General features: G+C 65.4%; 19 protein-coding genes and 1 tRNA gene. 9 read left to right on the top strand and 11 right to left on the bottom strand.

Features of this window, described 5'->3' with window-relative positions:
* Positions 1 to 407: MCP four helix bundle domain-containing protein (locus PHX69_RS07575; protein ID WP_502958493.1), on the bottom strand; the 407-nt coding region annotated here is incomplete at its 3' end.
* Positions 408 to 587: 180 nt separating this feature from the next.
* On the opposite strand from PHX69_RS07575, the gene PHX69_RS07570 reads away from it, so the two are divergent.
* From PHX69_RS07570 to PHX69_RS07555, 4 genes are read left to right on the top strand one after another with little or no spacing between them, the layout of a single operon-like run.
* The gene (locus PHX69_RS07570; protein ID WP_288043141.1) at positions 588 to 1,451 is read left to right on the top strand and encodes a 3',5'-nucleoside bisphosphate phosphatase; all 864 of its coding nucleotides are present in this window, start codon (positions 588 to 590) and stop codon (positions 1,449 to 1,451) included.
* A 20-nt stretch (positions 1,452 to 1,471) separates the two neighbouring features.
* Positions 1,472 to 2,107: an L-threonylcarbamoyladenylate synthase gene (locus PHX69_RS07565; protein WP_119011989.1), complete on the top strand. Its 636-nt coding sequence runs from the start codon at positions 1,472 to 1,474 to the stop codon at positions 2,105 to 2,107.
* Between the two features lie 11 nt (positions 2,108 to 2,118).
* Positions 2,119 to 2,787, top strand: coding sequence for a site-2 protease family protein (locus tag PHX69_RS07560; RefSeq protein WP_119011990.1), 669 nt, complete (start codon positions 2,119 to 2,121; stop codon positions 2,785 to 2,787).
* A gap of 37 nt (positions 2,788 to 2,824) precedes the next feature.
* Positions 2,825 to 4,126 carry a tryptophan--tRNA ligase gene (locus PHX69_RS07555; protein WP_288043140.1) on the top strand — a complete coding sequence of 434 codons (1,302 nt, stop codon included), beginning with the start codon at positions 2,825 to 2,827 and terminating at the stop codon, positions 4,124 to 4,126.
* A gap of 85 nt (positions 4,127 to 4,211) precedes the next feature.
* Here PHX69_RS07555 and PHX69_RS07550 read toward each other — a convergent pair whose 3' ends face one another.
* From PHX69_RS07550 to serS, 3 genes are all read right to left on the bottom strand, one after another.
* Positions 4,212 to 5,519, bottom strand: a complete 1,308-nt coding sequence (locus PHX69_RS07550; RefSeq protein WP_288043139.1) for a sensor domain-containing diguanylate cyclase — start codon at positions 5,517 to 5,519, stop codon at positions 4,212 to 4,214.
* A gap of 133 nt (positions 5,520 to 5,652) precedes the next feature.
* Positions 5,653 to 5,742, bottom strand: a tRNA-Ser gene (locus PHX69_RS07545).
* Between the two features lie 33 nt (positions 5,743 to 5,775).
* Complete coding sequence (gene serS / locus PHX69_RS07540; RefSeq protein WP_119011993.1) at positions 5,776 to 7,092, bottom strand: serine--tRNA ligase; 1,317 nt, start codon at positions 7,090 to 7,092, stop codon at positions 5,776 to 5,778.
* A 126-nt stretch (positions 7,093 to 7,218) separates the two neighbouring features.
* Here serS and PHX69_RS07535 point away from each other — a divergent pair, with 126 nt between their 5' ends.
* Complete coding sequence (locus PHX69_RS07535; protein ID WP_288043137.1) at positions 7,219 to 7,911, top strand: CBS domain-containing protein; 693 nt, start codon at positions 7,219 to 7,221, stop codon at positions 7,909 to 7,911.
* Between the two features lie 86 nt (positions 7,912 to 7,997).
* Here the strand turns inward: PHX69_RS07535 and ispH are convergent, their stop codons facing one another.
* Both ispH and PHX69_RS07525 read right to left on the bottom strand, forming a co-directional pair.
* On the bottom strand, positions 7,998 to 8,987 hold the full coding sequence (gene ispH / locus PHX69_RS07530) for a 4-hydroxy-3-methylbut-2-enyl diphosphate reductase (RefSeq protein WP_119011995.1): 990 nt from the start codon (positions 8,985 to 8,987) through the stop codon (positions 7,998 to 8,000).
* Positions 8,984 to 9,436, bottom strand: a complete 453-nt coding sequence (locus PHX69_RS07525; protein WP_119011996.1) for an FKBP-type peptidyl-prolyl cis-trans isomerase — start codon at positions 9,434 to 9,436, stop codon at positions 8,984 to 8,986. Before PHX69_RS07525 ends, ispH begins: the two co-directional genes overlap by 4 nt.
* Positions 9,437 to 9,493: 57 nt before the next feature.
* On the opposite strand from PHX69_RS07525, the gene radC reads away from it, so the two are divergent.
* The gene (gene radC, locus PHX69_RS07520; protein ID WP_288043136.1) at positions 9,494 to 10,207 is read left to right on the top strand and encodes a RadC family protein; all 714 of its coding nucleotides are present in this window, start codon (positions 9,494 to 9,496) and stop codon (positions 10,205 to 10,207) included.
* A 281-nt stretch (positions 10,208 to 10,488) separates the two neighbouring features.
* Positions 10,489 to 11,091 carry a Smr/MutS family protein gene (locus tag PHX69_RS07515; RefSeq protein ID WP_502958494.1) on the top strand — a complete coding sequence of 201 codons (603 nt, stop codon included), beginning with the start codon at positions 10,489 to 10,491 and terminating at the stop codon, positions 11,089 to 11,091.
* 81 nt (positions 11,092 to 11,172) lie between these two features.
* Here PHX69_RS07515 and PHX69_RS07510 read toward each other — a convergent pair whose 3' ends face one another.
* The 5 genes from PHX69_RS07510 to PHX69_RS07490 all read right to left on the bottom strand — a co-directional run bounded on the left by PHX69_RS07510 (position 11,173) and on the right by PHX69_RS07490 (position 15,763).
* On the bottom strand, positions 11,173 to 12,258 hold the full coding sequence (locus tag PHX69_RS07510) for a M48 family metalloprotease (RefSeq protein WP_288043135.1): 1,086 nt from the start codon (positions 12,256 to 12,258) through the stop codon (positions 11,173 to 11,175).
* Positions 12,259 to 12,351: 93 nt separating this feature from the next.
* Positions 12,352 to 12,945 (bottom strand): LemA family protein, encoded by a 594-nt coding sequence (locus PHX69_RS07505; RefSeq protein WP_374761658.1) that lies wholly within the window; start codon positions 12,943 to 12,945, stop codon positions 12,352 to 12,354.
* Between the two features lie 24 nt (positions 12,946 to 12,969).
* Positions 12,970 to 14,013, bottom strand: a complete 1,044-nt coding sequence (locus PHX69_RS07500) for a S49 family peptidase (RefSeq protein ID WP_288043133.1) — start codon at positions 14,011 to 14,013, stop codon at positions 12,970 to 12,972.
* A gap of 56 nt (positions 14,014 to 14,069) precedes the next feature.
* Entirely contained in the window at positions 14,070 to 14,744 is a 675-nt protein-coding gene (locus PHX69_RS07495) for an HAD family hydrolase (RefSeq protein ID WP_288043132.1), read from the bottom strand.
* Complete coding sequence (locus PHX69_RS07490; RefSeq protein WP_502958492.1) at positions 14,741 to 15,763, bottom strand: RluA family pseudouridine synthase; 1,023 nt, start codon at positions 15,761 to 15,763, stop codon at positions 14,741 to 14,743. Before PHX69_RS07490 ends, PHX69_RS07495 begins: the two co-directional genes overlap by 4 nt.
* A 579-nt stretch (positions 15,764 to 16,342) precedes the next feature.
* Between PHX69_RS07490 and PHX69_RS07485 the strand changes: the two genes are divergently transcribed.
* Positions 16,343 to 19,507: an Rne/Rng family ribonuclease gene (locus PHX69_RS07485; protein ID WP_288043131.1), complete on the top strand. Its 3,165-nt coding sequence runs from the start codon at positions 16,343 to 16,345 to the stop codon at positions 19,505 to 19,507.
* A gap of 118 nt (positions 19,508 to 19,625) precedes the next feature.
* The coding region (locus tag PHX69_RS07480; RefSeq protein ID WP_288043130.1) for a YaaA family protein at positions 19,626 to 20,237 on the top strand (612 nt) is incomplete at its 3' end.

Below are 20,237 nucleotides of genomic sequence, written 5' to 3'. Positions count from 1 at the left end.
TAGTCGCCAGCTTCTTTGAGCTCAGGCACTTTGGCCAGGAAGGCGCGCGCATGGGTGCGGGCCTTGCTCACGTTCTCCAGGGCCTGTTTTTCAGCGTCGGTGCGGGCGTTCTCGACGGCTTTGGCCTGGATTTCATTGATCTTGGCGGAATCTGCGGCGCTTTTCTGGGTGAGGAATTTGTAGGCTTCGGCCGATTGCACATTGATGGCGGCCACGGTGCGCTCCATCACCACCTCGGTCAGCCCCTGCCAGCGCGTGGCCTGGGTGATGGCGTTTTCATAACGTGCAATGTCTTCAAACGCCCGGCTCATCGCTGCACTGGAGTGGTATTGCGTGAACGCTGCCACCGCCAGAATCAGGCCGAGCAATCCCAAAATCGTGCCCCACAGCTTGTGGGATACCCTCATATTGTCCAGTTTCATAGGTTCTCTTTTCTGCGCCAAAAATCCAGGGAGGCGTCAAACCAGCGACCGCAGCGCACCACCTGGACACATTAAAGAAAGGCATTCTACGTAAGCAAATGCTTCCATACCTGCACACACTGGCCCTCCCACACCCCTCCAAGGTAAACGCTCTAAAATTGCCCGGTGAACTCCTACCTCAACGCTGACCTGCACTGCCACTCTGTGGTTTCCGATGGCACCCTTACCCCCGAGGTGCTGGCAACGCGAGCGCGCGGCAACGGTGTCGATTTATGGGCCCTGACCGACCACGATGAAATCGGCGGCGTGCAACGCGCCCGGGTGGCGGCGCAGGCCCAGGGCATGGCTTTTTTGAGCGGTGTCGAGATTTCGGTCAGTTTTGCCAGCGAGACGGTACACATCGTCGGCCTGGGCTTTGAGGACAGCGATCCACGCATCGCCCAGGGCCTGGCGGCCACGCGCGGTGGGCGCGACACCCGCGCCATGGAAATGGCCGAGCAACTGGCACAGGTGGGCATTGCCGGGGCCTATGAAGGCGCCCTTAAATATGTGGGCAACCCGGCGCTGATCTCGCGCACGCACTTTGCCCGGTTTCTGGTAGAGGCAGGCGTGTGCAAAGAGACCTCCGAGGTGTTTCGCAAATACCTCACCGAGGGCAAGCCCGGTTTTGTGCCCCACCGCTGGGCCAATCTGGGCGATGCCGTGCATTGGATCACGCAGGCCGGCGGCGTGGCCATCATTGCCCATCCGGCGCGCTACCGGCTCACAGCCAACGAAGAATTCGCCCTGTTTTCCGAGTTCAAGGAACACGGCGGCCAGGGCGTGGAGGTGGTCACAGGCAGCCACTCGGTGGCCGAATACGCCACCTACGCCGCCATGGCCCGCGAATTTGGCCTGGCCGCCTCGCGCGGCAGCGACTTCCATGGCCCCGACGAATCCCATACCGATCTGGGCAAGCTGCCCGCCCTGCCCTCCGGTCTCACCCCCGTGTGGGAGCTGCTGGCCGATCGCATCCAACCCGCTGCCTGATAGGCACAAAGGCTGACACCATGGCCCAGTTTTTTGACATCCACCCCGACAACCCCCAGCCACGCCTGCTCAAGCAAGCCGCCGCGCTGCTGCAAAAAGGCGCCATTCTGGCCGTGCCCACCGATTCGAGCTACGCCCTGGTCTGCCACCTGGATGACAAGCAAGCGGTGGACCGCCTGCGCCGCATCCGCCAGGTCGATGAAAAACACCACCTGACGCTGTTGTGCAGCGACCTGTCGGCGCTGGCCAACTACGCGCTGGTGGACAACAAGCAGTACCGCCTGCTCAAGCTGGCCACACCCGGCCCCTACACCTTCATCCTGGAAGCCACCAAAGAAGTGCCCCGGCGCGTGAGCCACCCTTCGCGCAAAACCATCGGCCTGCGTGTGCCCGACCGCAAAGGCCTGCAAATGCTGATTGACCTGCACGGTGCGCCGCTCTTGGCCACCACGCTGATCCCACCGGGCGAGACCGAGCCGCTCAACGACGCACAAGAAATTCGCCAACGCTACGAGCACCAGATTGACGCCGTGATCGACGCGGGCGCCTGCCCCTTCGAGCCCACCACGGTGATCGACCTGACACCCATGGGCAGCGGCGGCGACCCGGTGGTGCTGCGCGAAGGCCGCGGCAGCCTGTCGGCCATTGGTCTTTGAGGCGGCTCCCGGTGGACATCTCCAACCTCATCCAGACCGTTCTGATCTACGCCCTGCCGGTGCTGTTTGCCATCACCGTGCACGAGGCGGCCCACGGCTACGCGGCGCGCCACTATGGCGACAACACCGCCTACATGCTGGGACGCATCACACTCAACCCGTTCAAGCACATCGATCCCGTCGGCACCATCCTGATGCCGCTGCTGCTGTACTTTGCCACCTCGGGCGCATTTTTGTTTGGCTACGCCAAACCCGTGCCAGTCAATTTTGGCCACCTGCGCAACCCCAAGCGCGACATGGTGTGGGTGGCGCTGGCCGGGCCAGCGTCCAACTTTGTGCAGGCCGCCCTTTGGGCAGTGCTGCTGGTGGTGCTGGTGGGCACGGGCACGCAGGAGCGCTTCTTTTTAGAGATGGCCCGCGCTGGCGTGCTGGTCAATCTGGTGATGTGGGCCTTCAACCTGTTTCCGCTGCCGCCACTGGATGGCGGGCGCATTCTGGTCGGACTGCTGCCCTGGAAGCAGGCACACCTGCTGTCGCGCGTGGAACCCTGGGGCTTTTTCATCGTGATGGCGCTGGTTCTGGCGGGCATTGTGGGCTCGCTGTGGCTGCGCCCGCTGATGAGCCTGGGCTACGGCGCCATCAACCTGCTGCTGACACCGCTCACCGCCCTGCTGCGCTAGATAGCGCCTTTTCTTTTTTCTTGCTGATTGCGTTTTTATGAGCACCACGCGTTTTCTGACCGGCATCACCACCACCGGCACCCCCCACCTGGGCAACTTTGTCGGCTCCATCCGCCCCTCGGTCGAGGCCAGCCTGCGCCCCGGCGTGCAGAGCTTTTATTTTTTGGCCGACTACCACGCACTCATCAAATGCGAAGACCCGGCGCGCATCCAGCGCTCGACACTGGAGATTGCCGCCAGCTGGCTGGCTGCCGGGCTCAACCCTGAGCAGGTCACGTTCTACCGCCAGTCTGACATCCCCGAAATTGCCGAACTCAACTGGCTGCTCAGCTGCGTCACCGGCAAGGGCCTGCTCAACCGCGCCCACGCCTACAAAGCATCGCAAGACAAAAACCTGGCGGCGGGCCGCGAGGCAGACGACGGCGTCACTGCCGGCCTGTTCATGTACCCCGTGCTCATGGGCGCCGACATCCTGATGTTCAAGGCGAACAAAGTGCCCGTGGGCCGCGACCAGATCCAGCACATCGAAATGGCGCGTGACATGGCCGCCAGCTTCAACCACCTCTACGGCGAACACTTCACGCTGCCCGAAGCGGTGATTGACGACAACGTGGCCACCCTGCCCGGCCTCGATGGCCGCAAGATGAGCAAAAGCTACAACAACACCATCCCGCTGTTCAGCTCGCGCGCGCAGCTACAAAAGCTCATCGGCAGCCTGCTGACCGACTCGCGCGCGCCCGGCGAACCCAAAGAAGTCGAGGGTTCGGCGCTGTTCCAGATTTACCAGGCCTTTGCCACCGAGCAAGAGACCGCCGCCCTGCGCCAGCAGTATGCCGACGGCATTGCCTGGGGCGACGCCAAACAGCTGCTGCTGGAGCGCGTGGACCAGGTGATAACGCCCATGCGGGCGCAGTACGAAGCGCTGATCAGCCACCCCGAGCGCATCGAGCAAACCCTGCTGGCCGGTGCCGAGCGGGCCCGCACGCTGGCCACGCCGTTCATCCGCGAGCTGCGCTCTGCCGTGGGCCTGCGCAGCCTGGCCCAGGGCACCGCTGCCCCCCAGGCAGCCAAAGCCACCAAGGCTGCGCTGCCCAGCTTCAAGCAGTACCGCGAAAAAGACGGCCAGTTCTACTTCAAGCTGGTGGCCGCCGATGGCCGCCTGCTGTTGCAAAGCACGGGTTTTGCCGCACCCCAAGAGGCGGGCCAGGCCATCGCCCAGCTGCAAAAAGACGCCAATGCGCTGCACACCCTGGCCGCGCGCCTGGCGCCGGTAGAAGGCGTATCAACGCAGGACGTAGCCGCAGCCCTGCAACAACTGACCGACGCTGCCAACGCCTGATTGGGTGCCAGGCAGCGCCACAAGAATGCTATTATTTAAATAGCACAAAGCGCACGCCACACAAGCCCTGCCGGCCCAAAAACCATCAAAATGCGCCCCCTGTGCCTGAAGCCGCAGGGGGCATGACCACCGCCGCAGGCTGCACCTGGTTGCGGCCAGCGTGTTTGGCGCGGTACATGGCTTTGTCAACGCGCTCGATCAACTGCGCCAGGGTTTCGCCAGGCTGCAGCTCGCCGACTCCCACAGACAACGTGACCTGGCCCGCCTGCTCGTGCGTCAACCGTTGCACGCTTGCGCGGCAGCGCTCAGCCAGAGGCAGCGCCTGCCCCAGGTCACAGCCACTGAAAACCAGCAAGAATTCTTCTCCACCCCAACGGATGACGCTGTCGTTGGCGCGCAGTGCGGCAATGAGGCTGCGCGACAGCGCCTTGAGCACTGCGTCGCCACAACTGTGGCCCCAGGTGTCGTTGATCTGCTTGAAGTGGTCAACATCAGCGATGGCTATCGACATGGGCAGTTTGCTGCCCACGGCCTGCATGTAGGCTTTCTCCAGCACCATTTCACCGGAGGCGCGGTTGAGCGCGCCGGTCAATGCGTCAAAGCGCATGGTCTCGCGAAACATCTGCTCTTCCAGCACCCGGGTGGTCAGGTCGCGAAAAATGCTCACGTAGTGCGTCACTTCGCCCGCCTCGTCGGTCAGGGGCGTGATGGTTTCGTCGCAGTAAATCAGCGCGTTGTTTTTGGCGCGGTTGGTGAAGGTGCCCCTGAAGGTTTTGCCCTGCTTCAGGGTGTCCCACATGTTCTGGTAGAACGCCGCGTCATGTTCACCGGACTTGAGCAGACTGGGGGTGTGCCCCAGCACCTCGGTCAACCCATAGCCGGTGATTTTTTCAAACCCTTTGTTGACAAACTCGATGACGCCGTGGCGGTTGGTGATGAGCACGCCATCGTCGGTGACGTTGAGCACATGGGCAAAAAGCTGGGTTGTCTTTTGTGCTGCCATCAGGTTGCTGATGTCTTGCTGCACTGAGATGAAGTGGGTGATCTTGCCCGCCGGATTGCGCACCGGGGAAATGTTCCACTCTACCGTGTAGGGTCGCCCGTCCTTGCGGTAGTTGATGGTGGAGCCTTGGAAATAGCTGCCCTGGCGCAGGCACTCGCGCAGCCACTCCATCACGTCGGGATTGGTGGCCGGCCCCTGGAGCAGGCGCGGGTTACGGCCCAGCAGTTCTTGCTCGCTATAGCCAGTCATGCGGCTAAAGGCTTCGTTGGCATAAACGATGCGGCAACCCTCTTTATCCAGGCTTGCGTCAGTCAACACCACCGCGTTGAACGACTGCTCAAGCGCAACGGCAAGCACGGCGGGATCAATGTGGCTGAGCAAGGTTTTCATGGGGGCGCGACAAATCCTGATGGTGCAAGCATGGCCACTGAATGGTAACGCGCTGCTTTGGCTGGCCCGGCAAACAGCACCAAGACCAAAGAAAAAACCCTTGCAAGTCATTGACTTGCAAGGGTTTTTAATTTGGCGGAGAGGGTGGGATTCGAACCCACGGTGATATTGCTACCACGCCTGATTTCGAGTCAGGTACATTCGACCACTCTGCCACCTCTCCTGTGTGTCGAAGCCTGCGATTCTAGCAGATATTTCAAGGTACCAGCACTTCCAGCCCGCCCATATAGGGGCGAAGCACTTCGGGCACGGTCACGCTGCCGTCTGCGTTCTGGTAGTTTTCCAGCACGGCCACCAGCGTGCGGCCCACGGCCAGGCCCGAGCCGTTCAGGGTGTGTACCAGTTCATTCTTGCCCTGGGCGTTCTTGAAGCGCGCTTGCAGACGGCGCGACTGGAAGGCCTCGCAGTTGCTCACCGAGCTGATTTCGCGGTAGTTGTTCTGGCCGGGCAGCCACACTTCCAGGTCATAGGTTTTGGCAGCGCCAAAGCCCATATCGCCCGTACACAGGCTCATCACGCGGTAAGGCAGGCCCAGTTTTTGCAGGATGGCCTCGGCGTGGCCGGTCATGGCTTCCAGCGCTTCGTAGCTGTGGTCGGGATGCACGATTTGCACCATTTCCACCTTGTCGAACTGGTGCTGACGGATCATGCCGCGCGTGTCGCGGCCATAGCTGCCTGCCTCCGAGCGAAAGCATGGCGTATGCGCCGTGAGCTTGATGGGCAACTCGGATTCGGCCAACACCACATCGCGGACAAAATTGGTCAGCGGCACCTCGCTGGTGGGGATGAGGTAGAGCGCGGCATGGTCGGGCACGGGCTCGCCGTCCTGGCCACCCTTTTTGGCGGCAAACAGGTCGCCTTCAAACTTGGGCAGCTGGCCGGTGCCTTTGAGCGAATCGGCGTTGACGGCGTAGGGCACATAGCACTCGGCATAGCCGTGCTCTTGCGTCTGCACGTCCAGCATGAATGCGCTAAGCGCCCGGTGCAGGCGGGCGATGCCGCCCTTCATCACCGTAAAGCGCGAGCCCGACAGCTTGACGCCCATGTCAAAGTCCAGCCCCAGCGGGGTGCCCACGTCCACATGGTCTTTCACCTCGAAAGCGAAGGTGGCGGGCGTGCCCCAGCGGCGCACTTCCACATTGCCCGATTCATCGGGGCCCACGGGCACGCTCTCGTGGGGCAGGTTGGGCACGGCCATGAGCATGGTTTGCAGCTCGGTCTGGATTTGCTCCAGGCGCTGGGCCGATTGCTCCAGCTCCACCTTGGAAGCCGCCACCTGGGCCTTGGCAGCCTCGGCGCCCTCTTTGTCGCCCTTGCCCATCAGCATGCCGATGTGCTTGGAGAGCTGGTTGCGCTGGGCTTGCAGCTCCTCGGTGCGGGTTTGCAGGGTTTTGCGCTCGGATTCCAGCGCTTGGAACGCTTGCACGTCCAAGAACGCCTGGGGATTTTTGCGGGTTTCCAGGCGGGCGATGGCGCTGGCCAGGTCTTTGCGGAGAAGAAAAATGTCAAGCATGCAGCGATTTTAGGGGCCACGGCGGCGGCGCCCGCCACAGCGCCGGGGTATTGCCCTCTGGCGCCACCACCGCCCTTTAACATGCCTGTCCAATGGCAGCGCCGATTCTGCCCGCAGGAGCTCAGCATGTTTTTTGTCTTTGGCCCGTCTGGGCAGATGTACCGCGGTGGCCCCGAGAACCTGGCCAAAATCTCGCCCGTGCGCAGCGTGCGCCGCCCCTTGGCGCTGCGCGCGCGCCTGGATCCGCAAGGCGATGGCGCAGCGCCCTTCCCGCTGCCCCCACCACCGGCCCAGACCACAGCGCCCACGCCGCCGACCATGACGCTGCGCGCCCAAGATGCCGTCAGCGCCTACGCCCGCACCGAGCAAGGCCCGCAGATGGCACGCCAGCCGCTGACACGCGTGAGCGATGTGATGACGCGCGGCGCCCTCACCGTCACTCCCACCATGCGCGTGCATGACGCCTGGCACCTGCTGTCTGAACACCACATCGGCCAGGCGCCGGTGCTCAATGCACAAGGCCATGTGGTGGGATTGCTGTTGCGCAGCGACATCGCGCCCCAGGAGCTGCTGCCCGCGCCGGGCAGCATGGGCGAACAATTGGCGCTGGTGCGCCGCCTGGTGGCAGAGGCCATGGTCAGCCCGGTGCCGACGGTGTCGGTCGATACCGAGCTGCGCCGCGTCGCCCAGGTGCTGCTGGACACCGGCCTGCCCGGCCTGCCGGTGACGGATGAGTGGGGCAGCATGGCGGGTTTTGTCTCACGCACCGACATCCTGCGCGCCGTGGCCGCCGACCCGCCGCTGGACTTGTGGAGCTGACTTGGCCGATAAAATTATCGGTCAAATCAGCCTCCAGCCCTTGCGCGGTGGGCGCTACCAGCTATCAATAAAAGAGTGTTACAGCGTCAGGCAGCGCCGGTTTCGGGGCGGCGCTCGGCCAGTTCCAGGCCGGTAGCGGCATCGAGCTTGAGGCCCTTGGGCAGCGGAAACTTCACCGTCTCTTCGATGCCGTTCATGCTGCGCACCGACACCGCGCCCAGCGCCTTGATGCGGTCAATCACCTGCTTGACCAGAATCTCGGGCGCCGAGGCTCCCGCCGTCAGGCCGACGCGGGCAATGCCCTTGAACCACTCGGGACGCAGCTCATCGGCACTATCGACCATGTAGGCCGTGGTGCCCAGCTTGGCCGCCAGCTCGCGCAGGCGGTTGCTGTTGGAGCTGGTGGGGCTGCCCACCACAATCACCAAGTCCACCTGCGGGCTCAGTACCTTGACGGCATCCTGGCGGTTTTGCGTGGCGTAGCAAATATCCTGCTGTTTGGGCTCGCGCACCTGCGGAAAGCGCGCGCGCACGGCGGCGGTGATCTCGGCGGCATCGTCCACGCTCAGGGTGGTTTGCGTGACCACGGCGAGTTTGGCCGTTTGCAACGGCTGCACGCGGGCCACGTCGGCCACGTCTTCCACCAGGTGGATGCCGTGGTCGAGCTGGCCCATGGTGCCCTCGACCTCGGGGTGGCCTTTGTGGCCAATCATGATGAACTCGTAGCCCTCCTGGGCCAGCTTGGCCACCTCGACGTGGACTTTGGTGACCAGCGGGCAGGTGGCGTCAAACACGCTGAAGCCGCGCGCGTGCGCCTCCATCTGCACGGCCTTGCTCACACCGTGGGCGCTGAACACCAGCGTGGCGCCAGGCGGCACATCGCTCAGTGCTTCAATGAAGATGGCGCCCTTGGCCTTGAGGTCGTTGACCACGTAGGTGTTGTGCACGATTTCATGGCGCACGTAGATGGGCGCGCCAAACTTTTGCAGTGCCCGCTCCACGATCTCAATGGCCCGATCCACGCCCGCACAAAAGCCGCGCGGCTCGGCCAGCAGCACTTCCTGGGGCAGGTTCACAGCACGCCAATCACCTGGACTTCAAACGTCACCGGCTGGCTGGCCAGGGGGTGGTTGAAGTCGATCAACAACGCATCGGGGCTGTCGGTGTTGCCCACTTGCACCACCACGCCCGCGTAGGTGGCCAGGCCATCGGGGGTGGCAAATTCGACCACTTCACCGGGGTGGTACTGGTCGTCGGGGTCGCCCATGGCGTTGAGCAGCGTGCGCGCCACCCACTGCTGCATCTCGGGGTTACGCTGGCCAAAAGCCTCGCCTGCGGGCAGCTCGAACGTGGCGCGGTCGCCCTCGTTCAGGCCCAGCAGGCGCTCTTCCATGGCCGGGGACAGCTCGCCTGCGCCCAGCGAGAGCGTGGCCGGTTTGCCGTCAAAAGTGTTGATGATGTCGCCAGCGGGGCCCGCCAGACGGTAATGCAGGGTCAGGAATGAACCCGGTTGAACAAGTGCCATGGGTGCCTCTATAAACTGGCGCCATTTTACGGTTGGCCTCCCGCACACTGCTCCCCCATGCCCCTCAAAGACCTTCCTGCCGACGCGCAGCCGCGCGAGAAGTTGCTGGCGCGCGGCCCCGCTGCCCTGGCCGATGCCGAGCTGCTGGCCATCTTGCTGCGCACCGGCATCGTCGGCAAAAACGTGTTGCAGATGGCGCAAGAGCTGCTGGACGCCCCCCGCATCGACGCCACCACGGGCCAGCTCAGTGGCGGCTTTGGCGGCATTGGCGGCCTGCTGCACACCAGCGCGGCCGACCTGGAGCGCATCAAAGGTCTGGGCCCGGCCAAGCGCGCCGAGCTGGTGGCGGTGCTCGAACTGGCCCGCCGCGCCCTGGCCCAGCAGCTGCAAGAGGGCGAGGTGTTCGACTCGCCCGACGCCGTCAAGCACTACCTGCAACTGCACCTGGCCTACAAGGGCCACGAGGTGTTTGCCGTGCTGTTTCTGGACAGCCAGCACCGCCTGCTGGCGCTGGAAGAGATGTTTCGTGGCACGCTGACGCAAACCAGCGTCTATCCGCGTGAAGTGGTGCTGCGCGCCCTGCACCACCAGGCCGCTGCCGTGGTGCTGTCGCACAACCACCCCAGCGGCAATGTGCAGCCCAGCCGCGCCGATGAGGCGCTCACGCAAACTTTGAAAACCACCCTGGCGCTGATCGACGTGCGCGTGCTCGACCACGTGATCGTGGCGCCGGGCCAGGCGCTGTCGATGGCAGAAAAGGGCCTGCTGTGATCCTGCAAGACTCTACCCTGCTGCGCTCGGCACTGGCCGCCGCACTGGAGGCGGCACGCGCCTCGGATGCGGGCCAGCAGGCACTGCCACTGCCACCGCCACCGCCACCAGAGCCACCGCCGCTCTCGCCCGCTGCGGCCCGGCGCGCCGCAGCGGCAGCGCGCATCCACCAGGCACCGCGCACCGCCCCGGCGGGAACAGGGGCACGTGCCAGTTCTCCCCGGCGCCGCAGCGGCCCGCGCATCACCGATTTGCACGATCTGGGCGCAGTAGCCCGCCAGTTGCGCGAGGAACAGGCCCGGCTGGAGGCCCAAGCCAAAGAACGCCGCGCCGCCGCCGCCCGCCGCGAGGCCGAGCACCAGCTGTTCAGCCGCGCTGTGGGTGCCATCAGGCCGCTGCGCACCCGCGAGCGCCTGCACCTGTCCGATCCACCGCCGCTGCCCCTGCCCGTGCAGCACTGGCTGGACGAAGAGCGCGTGCTGCGCGAATCCATCAGCGACGACTTCGACGTCAGCACCCTGCTCGACACCGACGACCAGCTCAGTTTCCGGCGCCCCGGCATTGGCGTAGAGATCACCCAGCGCCTGCGCGCCGGGCACTGGAGCATCCAGCGCCAGCTTGATCTGCACGGCCTGCGCGTCGATGAGGCGCGCGAGGCGCTGGGCCAGTTCATCCGCAACGCGCACAAAAACGGCATGCGCTGCGTGCGCGTGGTGCATGGCAAGGGGTTGGGCTCGCCGGGCAAAAGCCCCGTGCTCAAAAGCCGGGTGCAGCGCTGGCTGGTGCAAAAAAGCGAGGTGCTGGCCTTTGTGCAGGCGCGTCCCATGGACGGCGGCGCAGGCGCGCTGCTGGTGCTGCTGCAACCAGTGGGCACGCGGCAGTAGCCCCCCGCACCGAAAAAATTTCAGGTATTTTTGGCCTGCAGCCCAAACGCAGCGGGCGCAAGCAGCTATCTTTTTTGACAATCAAAAGCGCGCAAACGGATCGACCAGCGAGGCCAGCGAAGCACCGCCGGGCGCGGCGGCAGCGGTGCGCGGAGCGCTCTCGGGGGACTCGTGCACGGGCGTCAGCGGCAGCGGCTGCATGCGGCGGCCATAGATGCGCTGCACGCGCTCGTCCAGCGTGGGGTGGCTGTCCAGGTGGCGCTGTAGCACGCTGGCGCTGGGCACATCCACCAGCAGCATGTGCTGCACGGCGGGGTGGGCCAGACCGGTGTGGCCGTGCGGCGCGCCCGCAGCACCGGCCTGGGCGCGCTGGGTCTGCACCTTGCGCAGCACGCCGCCCAGGCCGTCTTTGCTGCGCGTCCACTGCACAGCGCGGGCGTCGGCCAGAAACTCACGCTGGCGCGATACCGCCGCCTTGAGCAGCCGCCCGGTCAGCCAGCCCGCCCAGCCCGCCAGCCGGATGGCACTGCCAAACCACCACGCCAGACCGGGCCGTTCGCGCATCTCGTCGCCAAAGTGGTGTACCAGCTCCAGGCCATAGACCATGCCGGCCAGGCGCATTTTCAGGCGGGTGTCGCCCTCGTGCAGGTGGCTGAGTTCATGCGCCACCATGCCTTGCAGCTCTTCGCGGGTCAGCCAGTCGAGCGCGCCCTGGGTGACGGCCACCACGGCGTCCGATGCGTCCCAGCCCGCCGCAAAGGCGTTGATGGCCTCGGTGCGTGGCAGCACCATGACCTGGGGCTGGGGCATGTGGGCGGCAATGCACAGCTCTTGCACCACGTTGCACAGGCGCTGCTCGGCGTGGCTGGTGGCGGGCCGGGCCTCGCGGGCGCCAATGCGCTGGGCCAGGCGCACCCCACCGGCGCGCAAATTCGAGGTCTCCAGCCACCAGCCGCCCAGCACCAGCAGCAGCGACACGCCCACGTTGGCCGCCAAAAAGCCGCGCGGATACGGCAGCTGCACCGGCAGCGCCCAGTTCATCATCTGCCAGGCCAGCACCAGCGCGCCATGGACTGACGCCACCAGCAGCACCACCGCCACGGCAAAAGCCAGCAGCAGGCGGCGCGTCTCAGCGCGGGCGTTGTGCTGGTGGTCCCAGAACTTCATGGGGGGGGTGGGCGCAGTGGCAGGCGGCGCAGGCGCTGGAGCAGGCAGGAGGCAGAGGCCAGCAGCGGTGCAGGCGCGCGCCAGCGCAGCGGCTCAGAACTTCACCTGGGGGGCGGCGCGCTCGGCCTCGCTGCGCGTGGCTTCGAGCATGGCGGCGGGCGCAAAGCCCAGCAGCCGCGCCACGATGAGGGCCGGAAACTGCGTGGCCTCGTTGTTGAACTCCAGCACCTGGTCGTTGAACGCCTGGCGGGCAAAGCCGATGCGGTTCTCGGTGCTGGTGAGTTCTTCGCTGAGTGACTGCATGGTGGCGTCGGCCTTGAGTTCGGGGTAGGCCTCGGCCACCACCATCAGGCGCCCCAGGCTGCTGCCCAGCACGCCTTCGGCGGCAGCCAGCGCGCCCAGCGCCGCCGCATCGCCCACATGCTGGCGCGCGTTGCTGGCGGCGCCCTGGGCCTGGCCGCGCGCTGCAATCACGGCTTGCAGCGTGCTGGCTTCGTGCTGCAAATAGCCGCGCGCCACTTCGACCAGGTTGGGCACCAGATCGTGGCGGCGCTTGAGCTGCACATCAATCTGGCCAAAGGCGTTGGCGGTGCGGTTGCGCAGTTGCACCAGCCGGTTGTAAACGGCCATGGCCCACAGCGCCACAGCCACCAGCAGCAGCACCCCTACCCACAGTTGCATGTCCATGGCAAGCTCCTCCCAGATGTTGGATCAGCGCAATTGCAGCGCCGACGATTGCAGCGCCCGCGCCGCGCCCGTGCCCATGGCGGCACCAAAGCGCTTGACCAGCCGCTCGGCCACGTTGTCGCGGCGGGTGTAGTCGATGATGTCTTCGGCCTTGACGACCTCGCGGGCCACGTAATCGAGGCTGCCCAAGTGGTCGGCCAGGCCCATGTCCAGCGCCTGCTGGCCCGTCCAGAACAGGCCGCTGAAGGTTTCGGGCGTGGGCTTGAGCCGGTCGCCCCGGCCCGACTTGACCACGGTGATGAATTGCTGGTGGATCTGGTCGAGCATGGCCTGCGCGTAGGCGCGCTGCGTTTCGGTCTGGGGGCTGAAGGGGTCGAGAAAGCCCTTGTTCTCGCCTGCGGTGAGCAGGCGGCGCTCGACGCCCAGCTTTTCCATGGCGCCGGTAAAGCCAAAACCGTCCATCAGCACGCCGATGCTGCCCACGATGCTGGCCTTGTCCACATAAATGCGGTCGGCGGCAGCGGCGATGTAGTAGGCCGCTGAGGCACAGGTTTCTTCCACCACGGCGTAGATGGGCTTGTTGTGCTTGGCCTTGAGGCGCACGATTTCGTCGTTGATGATGCCCGCCTGCACCGGGCTGCCACCCGGCGAATTGATGAGCAGCACCAGCGCCTGCGAGCCCTCGTCTTCCAGCGCGCTGCGCATGGCGGCGACGACAAACTCGGCGCTGGCCTCGGCGCCCGCAGCGATTTCGCCCTTGATGTCCACCACGGCGGTGTGTGGACTGCTTTTGGTGGCGGTGTTCATGTCGCGTGACATCACCGCCCAGGCCAGAAAAACAAAAAACGCCAGCCACCCCAAACGGGTGAAGGTGCGCCAGCGGCGCGCGGCGCGCTGCTCGGCCAGGGTGGAAAAGGCCAGCTTCTCCAGCACCTCGCGCTCCCAGCCGGGGGCATTGACAGGGGGCGATTTTGCTCCTGAATCAGTAGCTGCTCGCGCCCACAGGTCGGGCGCTGCGGGCTGTTTTGGCTCAAATCCGCTGGAAGGGGGTTGCTGGGGCTCGGTCATGTCAGAACTCAATGGGCTGGAGGTGTTGTGCAGTATGCCAGCGCACCCGGCCGCACTCAGCCCTGGCGCAGGAGCCAGTCGTGCAACTCGCGCACGGTGTGGGCCACGCTCAGGGGCTGCAAGGGGGCAAAGGTGGTGTGGTCGTGGGCGCCGTAGGCCACGCCCACGCTGGGGCAACCGGCGTTGAGCGCCATTTGCAGGTCGTGCGTGGTGTCGCCCACCATCAGCACGCGCTCGGGCGGCACGCCAAACTCGGCCATCAGCTCGTGCAGCATCAGCGGGTGCGGCTTGCCAGCGGTTTCATCGGCGGTGCGCGAACCATCGAACACGCCCTTGAGCTGGGCCGATTGCAGCGCTTCGTTCAGGCCCCGGCGGCTCTTGCCGGTGGCCACGGCCAGCAGGTGGCCCCGGGCGCGCAGGTCGTCCAGCAGGGGCAAGACGCCTTCGAACAGGCTCACTTCGTCCTGCAAGCGCAGGTAGTGGTAGCGGTAGCGGTTGCCCAGTTCGGGGTATTTCTCGGGCGGCACGTCGGGGGCGGCGTGGGCCAGCGCCTGCGTCAGCGCCATGCCGATCACGTAGGCAGCGGCCTCTTGGCTGGGCACGGCGCCGCCCACATCCTGCACCGCCGCCTGGATGCAGCGCACGATGATCTGCGTGGAGTCGAACAAGGTGCCGTCCCAATCGAAGGCGATCAGGTCAAAGCGGCGCGAAGGGATCAGGTGCAAGGTCATGGCGAGGGGGCAAAAGCGGCCAGCTCGGGGGGCAGCTCGGCATGCAGTTCGGTGCGTGCGCCGCTGGCGGGGTGGGTAAATTGCAGGCGCCAGGCATGCAGAAACATGCGTTTGAGGCCCGCCTTTTGCAAGCGCTTGTTCAGCTCGAAATCGCCGTATTTGTCATCGCCCGCAATCGGGTGGCCGCTGCTGGCCAAGTGCACGCGAATCTGGTGCGTGCGGCCGGTCTTGATGGTCACTTCCAACAGGCTCATCGCAGGCAGGCCCCGCAGCGGTTGCGCGGGTGCCGTGGCGCGCACCTTGACCAGCGTGATCGAGCGCATGCCGTCGGGGTCGTCTGCCGTGGTGACGCGCACGCGGCGCTCGCCATCGGGCAGCAGGTATTTGTGCAAAGGGGTGTCAATCACCTTTTTGTTGGCGGGCCAGCTGCCGCTGACCAGCGCCAGGTAGGTTTTGCCGGTTTCACGCTCGCGGAACTGGTCTTGCAGGTGCGTGAGCGCACTGCGCTTTTTGGCCACCAGCAAGATGCCCGAGGTTTCGCGATCAAGCCGGTGTACCAGTTCCAGAAATTTCGCCTGCGGGCGGGCCTGGCGCAGTTGCTCGATCACGCCAAAACTGACGCCGCTGCCGCCATGCACGGCCACGCCAGCGGGTTTGTCGATGGCCATCAGGTGCTCGTCTTCCAGCAAAGCCGGAAACTCGCGGGCGGGCGCGGGGTGCGCGGCTTTCTCGGCCATTTTTTCCGACACGCGCACGGGCGGCAGGCGCACCTGATCGCCACTGTGCACGCGGGTGTCGGCACTGACGCGGCCTTTGTTGATGCGCACTTCACCGCTGCGGATGATGCGATAGACGTGCGTTTTGGGCACGCCCTTGAGCTGGCGCATGAGGAAATTGTCGAGGCGCTGACCCTCGGATTCGGCATCGACTTCAATGAGCCGTGCCGCCGGGGCAGCGGGGGCCACAGCGGCCTGGAGGGCGGGGGGTTGCGGTGTTTTGCCGCCTATAATCTGTTTCACCTGCGCAGTGTTTTGTAAGTGGTTGATTTGTCTGGAGTTTAGTCCACACAGCCATTTCCCCCGCGCAGGCAGGTCGATGCCAGCGGGTGTCGCGCACGCAGATAGCAGGCCAGTTGCCTGCCTTGGCCTGCACGGCGCACGGCAGGCTGACGCAATTGAAATACTGAATACGGAATACCCCAGCTGGCAGTCCACCCACCCCGGGCCGCGACTGCCAGCGGATCAAAGCGAACATGTTGGTGCTGGTGATGATGGTTCAAACCCTGTGGCGGCGGCGCTGGCTACCGCTATGGGCATTGAAAAGCACGCCAACGCACATCCTGCCTGCGCAACCAGCTATTTATTCGATAGCAAATCTGCACTTCTCCAGGCTCGCTCCCATCCACGCGCCCTTGCCACCCCCGCAGAGCTAAAGCTCGGCGGCACTTGGCATACCCGGCAATTCCCTTCGTTTCAAGGCGTCAGTCCAGGCATTGTTGGCTCCTACCGAGCCTGTTGTTTGTTTGGAATCACGGGCCGCAGCCCGGCAGCCACAGTGCTGCGGCGCTGCCGACCCCGCACACGTAAAGGAAACGCATCATGAAGCGGATGCTGATCAACGCCACCCAGCCCGAAGAACGCCGTCTGGCCATTGTGGATGGACAAAAACTCCTCGACTACGAAATCGAAATCGAAGGGCGCGAGCAACGCAAGGGCAACATCTACAAAGCCGTTGTCACGCGCGTCGAACCCTCGCTGGAAGCCTGTTTTGTTGATTACGGCGAAGACCGCCACGGTTTCCTGCCCTTCAAGGAAATCTCCAAGCAGTACTTTGCCCCGGGCGTCTCGCCCAGCCAGGCGCGCATCAACGATGTGATCCGCGAGGGCCAGGAGCTGCTGATCCAGGTAGAAAAAGAAGAGCGCGGCAACAAGGGCGCTGCCCTGACCACCTTCATCAGCCTGGCGGGCCGCTACGTGGTGCTGATGCCCAACAACCCGCGCGGCGGTGGCGTCTCGCGCCGCATCGAGGGTGAAGACCGCGCCGAGCTGAAAGAAGCCATGGACCAGTTGGAATACCCCAACGGCATGAGCATCATCGCCCGCACCGCCGGCATTGGCCGCACCGCCCCCGAGCTGCAGTGGGACTTGAACTACCTGCTCAAACTGTGGAACGCCATCGACGGCGCCGCCAAGGGTGGCAAGGGCGCCTTCCTGATCTACCAGGAATCCTCGCTCGTTATCCGCGCGATCCGCGACTACTTCAACAACGACATCGGCGACATCCTCATCGACACCGACGATATTTACGAGCAAGCGCAGCAGTTCATGGCACACGTCATGCCCGAGCACGCTGCGCGTGTGAAGCGCTACCGCGACGACGCCGCCCTGTTCAGCCGCTTCCAGATCGAGCACCAGATCGAATCGGCCTACGCCCGCACCGTGCAACTGCCGTCCGGCGGCGCCATCGTGATCGACCACACCGAAGCGCTGGTATCGGTGGACGTGAACTCGGCCCGCGCCATCAAGGGCGGTGACATCGAGGAAACTGCCACGCGCACCAACCTGGAAGCCGCCGACGAAGTGGCCCGCCAGATGCGCCTGCGCGACCTGGGCGGCCTGATCGTGATCGACTTCATCGACATGGAGGAGAGCAAGAACCGCCGCGAAGTGGAAAACCGCCTGCGCGACGCGCTGCGCCAAGACCGCGCCCGCGTGCAGTTCGGCACCATCAGCAAGTTCGGCCTCATGGAAATGAGCCGCCAGCGCCTCAAGCCTGCACTCTCCGAAGGCTCGTCCATCCCCTGCCCGCGCTGCGGTGGTTCGGGCCACATCCGCGACACGGAAAGCTCGGCACTGCAAATTTTGCGGATCATTCAAGAAGAGTCGATGAAGGACAACACGGCTGCAGTGCACTGCCAGGTGCCGGTGGAAGTGGCCTCGTTCCTGCTCAACGAAAAACGCACCGAGATCGCCAAGATCGAGTTGAAGCAGCGCGTGAGCGTGCTGATGGTGCCCAACAAGACGCTGGAAACGCCCAACTACCGTCTGGAACGCCTCAAGCACGACGACCCACGCCTGGACCACCTCGACGCCAGCTACAAACTGGCCGAAGAAGTGGAAGACCCCACCGCCGTGACACGCCGCTCGCAAGAGCCCACCAACAAGCAAACCCCGGTCATCAAGGGCGTGCTGCCCGATGCACCGGCACCCCAGGCCGCACCGCGCGCTGAGGGCGAAACCCGCCCACCCCGCCCTGCCAACGGCCAGCGCACCGCAGCACCAGCGGCTGCACCCACAGCGCCACAGCGCCCTGCCCACCGGCCCGCGCCCCAGGAAAAGGGCTTTTTTGCCTGGCTCAAAAACCTGTTCGGCTTTGGCAGCCCCCCCGCGCCCATCGTTGCACCGCCCCCCGCACCCGCAGAGCCGTCGGCCCGTGAGCCGCGCCGGGATGGCCGTGGTGCCAGCGAAGGCCGGGGCCGCCGCAACGAGCGCACCGACCGCAATGGCAACACCAGCCGCGATGCAGGCAGAGATGCCCCGCGCGATGCCAGCAACGCCAATGAAGGCCGGGGCGGTCGCCGCAACGAACGCACCGAGCGCCCTGCGGAAAGCACACGCCCCGCCGAAGCCCGCCCAGCGCGCGATGCCGAGCGCCGCAATGACCGCCCGGAAGGCGAACGCCGCGAAGGCCGTGAAAACCGCGAAGGAAGCCGCAGCCGCCGCGATGCCGAGGCCCGCCCGCTGGACGATGCCACCGCACTGGACAGCACGGCCATGCCCACGCCAAGCGCCGGAGCAGACAGCGCAGCCCAAGAGCAGCGCCCCGAACGTGCGCCACGCCGTGAGCGCGGTGAAGGCGCAAGCGGTAACCCCCGCCGTGAGCGCAGCCCACGCGGCGAAGGCCGTGAGCGCGCACCACGCGCACCGGAGTCCGCCACCCACCAGGCTGCAGTGGCCGACTTTGTCGACACAGCCCCCCAGTCGGCCTTGCCTGACCTGGACTTGAGCGGTGATAGCACAGCCCCGCCAGCGGCAACGCCCGCCACCGAAGAGCGCCGCGAACGCCGCTCACGCGACCGCTATGGCCGCGACCGCCAGCGCGGTGAACGTGGTGAGCGCCAGGAGGCAGCAGCCGCCCCGGACAGTGGCGCCCTGCCTGCCGACAGCACGGTGGAGCAGGCCGCCACTGAACCAGCGCGCCGCAGCTACTTTGCGCCAGCGGCTGCACAGTCGGACATGCCCGTGCCCGCAGCAGCCGCACCGTCTGAAGCGCAGGCAGCGCCCGTGACCGTACCAGCGTCGGCACCTGCGCCAGCTGAAGCGCCCCAGCCCGTGCAGGCTGGCGCTGATCAGGCCAACGCTGCCACGGTGTCTGCCGACGCACCCGCCCCAGCGCCCACCGCAACCGCCGCGCCAGCAGCAGCTGCGCCCGCAGCGGCTCCGGCCCCTGTAGCACCCGCGCCGGTAGCTGCGCCTGCACAGGCCGCAGCCAACACCGGCACCATGCCGCGCGTGCAGCCCTATGTATTGCCCATAGTGCAGATGCAGGAGATTGCACAAAGCTGCGGCTTGCAGTGGGTCAACTCGGATGCGGACAAGGTGGCCGCAGTACAGGCAGCCATTGCCGCAGAACCCCGCCCCGTGCATGTGCCGCGTCCACGGCCAGCGCCCGTCGTGATCGACGAAGGCCCGCTGGTGCTGGTGGAAACCCGCCGCGACCTGCGTGACCTGCAACTGCCGTTTGAGCAGCCGCCCCAGGCCTGAGGCCCGGCGCATCCCAGGGGCTGCGCGCTGCGCGCGCCCCTGCAACCATTCCCCACGCGCCGACCTGCTCACCACGGGTCGGCGCTTCTTTTTGTGCCCTTTCGCCTGCACCCATGCCATGCTGATCCTGCTGTCTCCCGCCAAATCCCTGGACTACGACACGCCCGTGCCCGCAGGGCTGGCCCACACCCTGCCGCACTTTATTCCGCAGTCCAGCCAGCTGATAGCACTGCTGCGCCAGCAATCACCGCAAGAGGTCGCCTCGCTGATGAAAATCAGTGATGCGCTGGCGGCACTGAACGTGGCGCGCTACGCCAGCTGGACGCCGCAGTTCAGCGCCGACAACGCCCGCCAGGCCGTAATGGCTTTCAATGGCGATGTGTACGAGGGCCTGGATGCGCGCACCCTCAGCCATGCCGAGCTGGACTGGGCGCAGGCGCACCTGGCCATCCTCAGCGGCTTGTACGGCGTGCTGCGCCCGCTGGACTGGATGCAGCCCTACCGGCTGGAGATGGGCACGCGCCTGCGCACCAGTGCGGGCAACACGCTCTACCAGTTCTGGGGCGCGCACATCGCGCAGTGCCTGAACCAGCAACTGGCAGAAACCAGCAGCAACACGCCAGGCATGCCAGCAAAGGCCCCTACCACCGCGCCGGTCGTGCTCAACCTGGCATCACAGGAGTACTTCAAAGCCGTCGATCGCAAAGCGCTGCAGGCGCGCGTGGTGGAG

Source organism: Simplicispira sp., from assembly GCF_028687295.1.
Lineage (GTDB): Bacteria > Pseudomonadota > Gammaproteobacteria > Burkholderiales > Burkholderiaceae_C > Simplicispira > Simplicispira metamorpha.
Note: the sequence above shows the minus strand (reverse complement) of the source record. Positions and strands in the feature narration are given on the sequence as shown.

Coding starts and splice junctions, on each gene's coding strand:
- PHX69_RS07565 (WP_119011989.1), top strand. CDS start 1,472: ATGGCCCAGTTTTTTGACATCCACCCCGACAACCCCCAGCCACGCCTG.
- PHX69_RS07555 (WP_288043140.1), top strand. CDS start 2,825: ATGAGCACCACGCGTTTTCTGACCGGCATCACCACCACCGGCACCCCC.
- PHX69_RS07550 (WP_288043139.1), bottom strand. CDS start 5,519: ATGAAAACCTTGCTCAGCCACATTGATCCCGCCGTGCTTGCCGTTGCG.
- serS (WP_119011993.1), bottom strand. CDS start 7,092: ATGCTTGACATTTTTCTTCTCCGCAAAGACCTGGCCAGCGCCATCGCC.
- PHX69_RS07535 (WP_288043137.1), top strand. CDS start 7,219: ATGTTTTTTGTCTTTGGCCCGTCTGGGCAGATGTACCGCGGTGGCCCC.
- PHX69_RS07525 (WP_119011996.1), bottom strand. CDS start 9,436: ATGGCACTTGTTCAACCGGGTTCATTCCTGACCCTGCATTACCGTCTG.
- radC (WP_288043136.1), top strand. CDS start 9,494: ATGCCCCTCAAAGACCTTCCTGCCGACGCGCAGCCGCGCGAGAAGTTG.
- PHX69_RS07510 (WP_288043135.1), bottom strand. CDS start 12,258: ATGAAGTTCTGGGACCACCAGCACAACGCCCGCGCTGAGACGCGCCGC.
- PHX69_RS07505 (WP_374761658.1), bottom strand. CDS start 12,945: ATGGACATGCAACTGTGGGTAGGGGTGCTGCTGCTGGTGGCTGTGGCG.
- PHX69_RS07500 (WP_288043133.1), bottom strand. CDS start 14,013: ATGACCGAGCCCCAGCAACCCCCTTCCAGCGGATTTGAGCCAAAACAG.
- PHX69_RS07495 (WP_288043132.1), bottom strand. CDS start 14,744: ATGACCTTGCACCTGATCCCTTCGCGCCGCTTTGACCTGATCGCCTTC.
- PHX69_RS07485 (WP_288043131.1), top strand. CDS start 16,343: ATGAAGCGGATGCTGATCAACGCCACCCAGCCCGAAGAACGCCGTCTG.